Annotated in this window: 4 protein-coding genes; 3 read left to right on the forward strand and 1 reads right to left on the reverse strand. The window is 56.0% G+C overall.

Features of this window, described 5'->3' with window-relative positions:
* Window positions 1-146: 146 nt before the first annotated feature.
* Window positions 147-359, reverse strand: a complete 213-nt coding sequence (locus tag ACLHHB_RS11865; RefSeq protein WP_410218490.1) for a hypothetical protein — start codon at window positions 357-359, stop codon at window positions 147-149.
* A gap of 634 nt (window positions 360-993) precedes the next feature.
* Here ACLHHB_RS11865 and gntA point away from each other — a divergent pair.
* The 3 genes from gntA to ACLHHB_RS11880 all read left to right on the forward strand — a co-directional run bounded on the left by gntA (window position 994) and on the right by ACLHHB_RS11880 (window position 2,841).
* A complete protein-coding gene (gene gntA / locus ACLHHB_RS11870; RefSeq protein WP_410218491.1) occupies window positions 994-1,761 on the forward strand; it encodes a guanitoxin biosynthesis heme-dependent pre-guanitoxin N-hydroxylase GntA in 768 nt (255 codons plus the stop codon).
* Window positions 1,748-2,350, forward strand: a complete 603-nt coding sequence (locus tag ACLHHB_RS11875) for a DUF1989 domain-containing protein (protein ID WP_410218492.1) — start codon at window positions 1,748-1,750, stop codon at window positions 2,348-2,350. The genes gntA and ACLHHB_RS11875 overlap by 14 nt, the downstream gene beginning before the upstream one ends.
* 293 nt (window positions 2,351-2,643) lie before the next feature.
* Window positions 2,644-2,841, forward strand: a complete 198-nt coding sequence (locus ACLHHB_RS11880; RefSeq protein ID WP_410218493.1) for a hypothetical protein — start codon at window positions 2,644-2,646, stop codon at window positions 2,839-2,841.
* The last annotated feature ends 1,335 nt before the right edge of the window (window positions 2,842-4,176 follow it).

The following is a 4,176-nucleotide window of genomic DNA, read 5'->3' on the forward strand; positions in this document are numbered from 1 at the left end:
TCTGCGATCCTTGCACACCCACCGTGGCACACAGATGCCCTCGGAGGCAGTCACATCAAGGCGGGCGAACAAGTTCAAGATTCTCGAATAGGACATTTCCCGTATATTCTCCTGCCTTCAAAAGAAGCGTCCTGCGAATATCCAATCTACTGGGCAGTCCCCGCTGTCCGAACAATCCAGCATGCTGTGCGCCGCGTTCCAACATGCATGCCATGGCATAGACCGAAAAAATTCTGAGGCCGCACCACGTCGTGTTTCTGCAATAGATGCAGGACCTTTTGAAGCTTAGGTCGCCGATACCGCATATTGTCATCTGCGAGGATGATCGCGTCATGCTGCGCCGCTTGGACGCCCCTCATGACATTCTAACTTTGCCGTTCCTAGTCAGATACTTCGGACGTAAATGGCGGGCATGGCCGGACCATGCGCAGGCATCAGCCTCGAATACCTCGCGTGTTGAGCCATTCATAACGATCACGTCGTCCGCCATCCTGCTGAGGACGCGCAGGTCTCTTGGACGAATCTGGGCTGAGAGTTATGTACAGAGATCGGCAGAACATAACTGAGCGGCAAGGCGGGGTTATGTCACCGTGAAGGGACAGGGACGCTACTATCCATGATAGGTACAACTCCCCGTCGAAACAGGACTGTCGCGACCTGCAAAGGGTAAGAACAGATCCACCATGCCGCTGAACATCCTTGGACCCGGTTCCTATAAAAAGCCGCAGATCGTGCGGGCATCTTCTGAACTGCGTCAGCTCTTATTTATAGTAGCAGGGTTCCATAAAGACGTTTTGCCAGCCGTTACAAAAAGAAAATCGCAGCAAAACCAGCGCTTGCCATACCTCCTGTTGTTCTACTCATGCTCAGTCAAAACGCCGTAAGAGTGGTATATGATCCGCTTGATCGTGATTGCGTTTTTAGTCGCCTCTGCAGTGCCTGAAGCGCGCATCATACTGCACATGCCGCTTCTCGCTGTCCGAAGGGGGCGGATTGACGCACTTTCGCGCCGGAACTTTCAGTTTACCCCTCCCGTTTCTGCTGCAGATTGCAAGCGGAAGAATTTCCATGCCGGTAGACGAAGAGACTGCAAACATTGCGTGCGATGAACTTCTGGCAGCGGTCGCTGACAAAGCGTTCCCCTGTCTGGGTGCAAAATCGGCCATGGCGCGGGGAACATTGAAGACGGTGGTGTGCCAGTCGCTGCATAGCGCCGGTGACGACGCACGGATTCACACTGAACTGCTTGATTGGGTTAAGGGCTATCGTCAGGATCCTACAGGATTGCGGAGCTTGGCTGTCATTTTCACAGGGCCTGAGGACCTTGATGAGCAAGAGTTCGAGGTGGCCTTGTGGGATCGCCTGCAGTCTCTCGCAAACATTGATGACCGACGGAGGCAACCCTACGATCGGAGCGTCAGTTCAGATCCCGATGATCCCCACTTTTCGCTCAGCTTTGGCGGATCGGCCTTCTTTGTCATCGGCCTGCATCCCAATGCGTCGCGGCCTGCAAGGCGCATGCGGCACCCGACGCTGGTCTTCAACCTGCACGAGCAGTTCGAACGCCTGAGGGAGGAAGGTCGCTACGAACGTATGCGCGAACGTATCCTCAGCCGTGATCTGGCCTTGTCCGGAAGCATCAACCCGATGCTTGCACGCTTCGGCGAAACGAGCGAGGCACGCCAGTACAGCGGGCGCTTGGTCGGAAGGGACTGGCGCTGCCCTTTCCACGATCCGAGGACTGCACATGGCCGTCGCTGAAATCAAGCCCCGGAGCGGTACAGCGTTTCGCTTGCAGAAAGGGCGGACGCTGCGAGTGATCGATCCGGAGGGCACCCAAGTAGCCGACCTTCTCGCCTACAGTGCCGCAGATGTGCGGGAAACCATCTCGAACGGACGGACCTTCGATTACGAAGAAACAATCTCACTTACGGCAGGACACAAGCTGTGGTCCAATCGCTCCAATCATATGCTGTCCATTATCGAAGATACGGTCGGGCGGCACGACTTCCTGCTGACGCCGTGCAGCGAAGCAACGTTTCGTCATTTCTATCCTGAACAGCCCATGCATCGTGGCTGCTTTGGCAACCTAGCCGAAGTGCTGGCCCCCTATGGGGTTGAACCGGACATGATCCCCTGCGCATTCAACGTGTTCATGAACGTCCCGGTTGCCGCAGACGGCGTCCTGCGGGTGGACCCTCCAGTAAGCCGGTCCGGTGATTACATTCGGCTACGGGCAGAGATGGACCTTATCATCGGCCTGACAGCTTGTTCGGCCTATGCCTCGAACGGTGGGAGCTTCAAACCGATCCACTATGAGATTGAAATAGAGGCGGCTGGATCGTCCTGAAAAGGAAAAAGTCTGTCGAAGGGAGGCTTTGGTCTCCCCACTTTGCGCAGGTGGTTACATAAGGTGGTGTGATGAGTAGTTCTGACATGGCCTTTGTCTGTATCTGATCAATGGCGGTGCCAGTAGGGGCATGTCCAGCTGCCGGCAAACTGAAATGTCGTTGCTTGGCACGCTCTTCATCATGTCACCACTGCTGTCTCGGACTAAGAGTTTTCCTTTTGCGGGCAAAGCTCAGGAGCCGCAGCCCGCGGGAATGACCTGCACCCGGACATCTTTGAGATTAAAGGCTTGCAATGAAATCATTCATCGGCACTTGGGGTTTACATTCTAGAGGGGGGAAGCGTTGGATTGGCAGCACCGCCAAGGACGAAACTAATATCAACATCGTTAGAAATGCGTACTGCGAGAAGGAAAATATTTCTCCTGCGATTCAGCAGTCCACTGCTCTGCTCAACAACAAAACACTATGGAGGGCGGGCGTCGGGTTCTGATCATGCATCCATGATGCTGCGGCACCAAGAACGTCGTTCTCTTTTCTCTTCATCTGCCGGTTCCTGAGCTGCTTGAACCTGAGTACTCAATCGACATCCGTCATAGCAATGATCAGACAATTTTCTGATCTGGTAGGTAATACTAGGAAGGTATGCATAATGTGGCTCCGACCCGGTGCGTGAGGGCAGATGGGGAGCGTCAGACCTTCGGGCCCTATGGCGCGGCCGCCGCCATAGGCCGCCCTCTGTGAGCTTGCCGGACATGATCCTGATCCAGTTGCGCTGTTCTTGGCGGCGCTTGTCGTGCTTGACAGGTGCGGCACGTGGCTTCCGGCCCGGGATGCGGGGCCGGATGCCCTTGCCCTGCAAGGCCTCCTAATACCACTCGGCCCTCGCCGGGGGCTTGAACCGGTGGCGCCGCGCCGGCGCGATATCTCCGCGCGGCGAGCAGCCAGTCGGCTTCGGGTAGGACGTTCGGCAAGGCAGCCGCACCGGCACGACCGCTGACGCGCCCGGCCGTCATGAAGATCACGATCCGGCGGTCTGGGTCGAACGACGATATTAGAACGGGTCGTTGCCAGACCAGTCACGGCCATCTGGAAACCGAACTTCGACACCTTCTAGGTTCACAGGGTTGAACAAACGCATGTTGACGCCGGCCATATCAATGGGGCCATGCCTGCCCGTGAATGATCTGGCGATTGTGAAACGCGTGGTTGTGGAACAGGACTGGCACGACTGCACCTCTGCGGCTGGGGCTGTCTTGTCGGCCAGCATTACCAATATGGTGGACCCATCGGTACTGACTTGTGGGGCCAAAAAATATCCCCAAGCTCCGCCAGTCTTTCGGCGAAGATCGCGGTTGCAGTCATGCATAAACTTGGGCTTCGCATCGAGCATGATGCTGATCGCGCCGCGCCTCGCAAACAGGTTCCTGTCATAGTGTTTCCTTTTCTACCTGCCGCGCACGTTGGTACGTCTCTTAGTCTGCGCGTCGTGTCGGCCGGCGCCAACCGGAAAGACAACTCCGTTTCGCGTAGCCGCCAGTGGCTTGCAGGTTTGACCTGTCTGGTCTGCAGCCACACCGGACATCGAGCCGGTGTCAGCATTTTTGTCGAAGCACTTCTCCTTCCCAAGGTATCACCAATGGTCCGCCGAACCGAGGTAATTTGGTCAACGTCGAGCTGATTAAACGCGGCGCGACCAAAACGTTAATGACCTGTTAGCGGAACATCTATAGGTTGTTTAACACAACCCTAAGAATTCCGAGGTGACGCATTCATGAAGTACGGAAGACTGATCATCGGCCTGTTGGCTGTCGTCGTTGCGCTTTGG

The sequence above is a fragment of the Paracoccus sp. (in: a-proteobacteria) genome, from assembly GCF_046462195.1.
GTDB lineage: Bacteria > Pseudomonadota > Alphaproteobacteria > Rhodobacterales > Rhodobacteraceae > Paracoccus.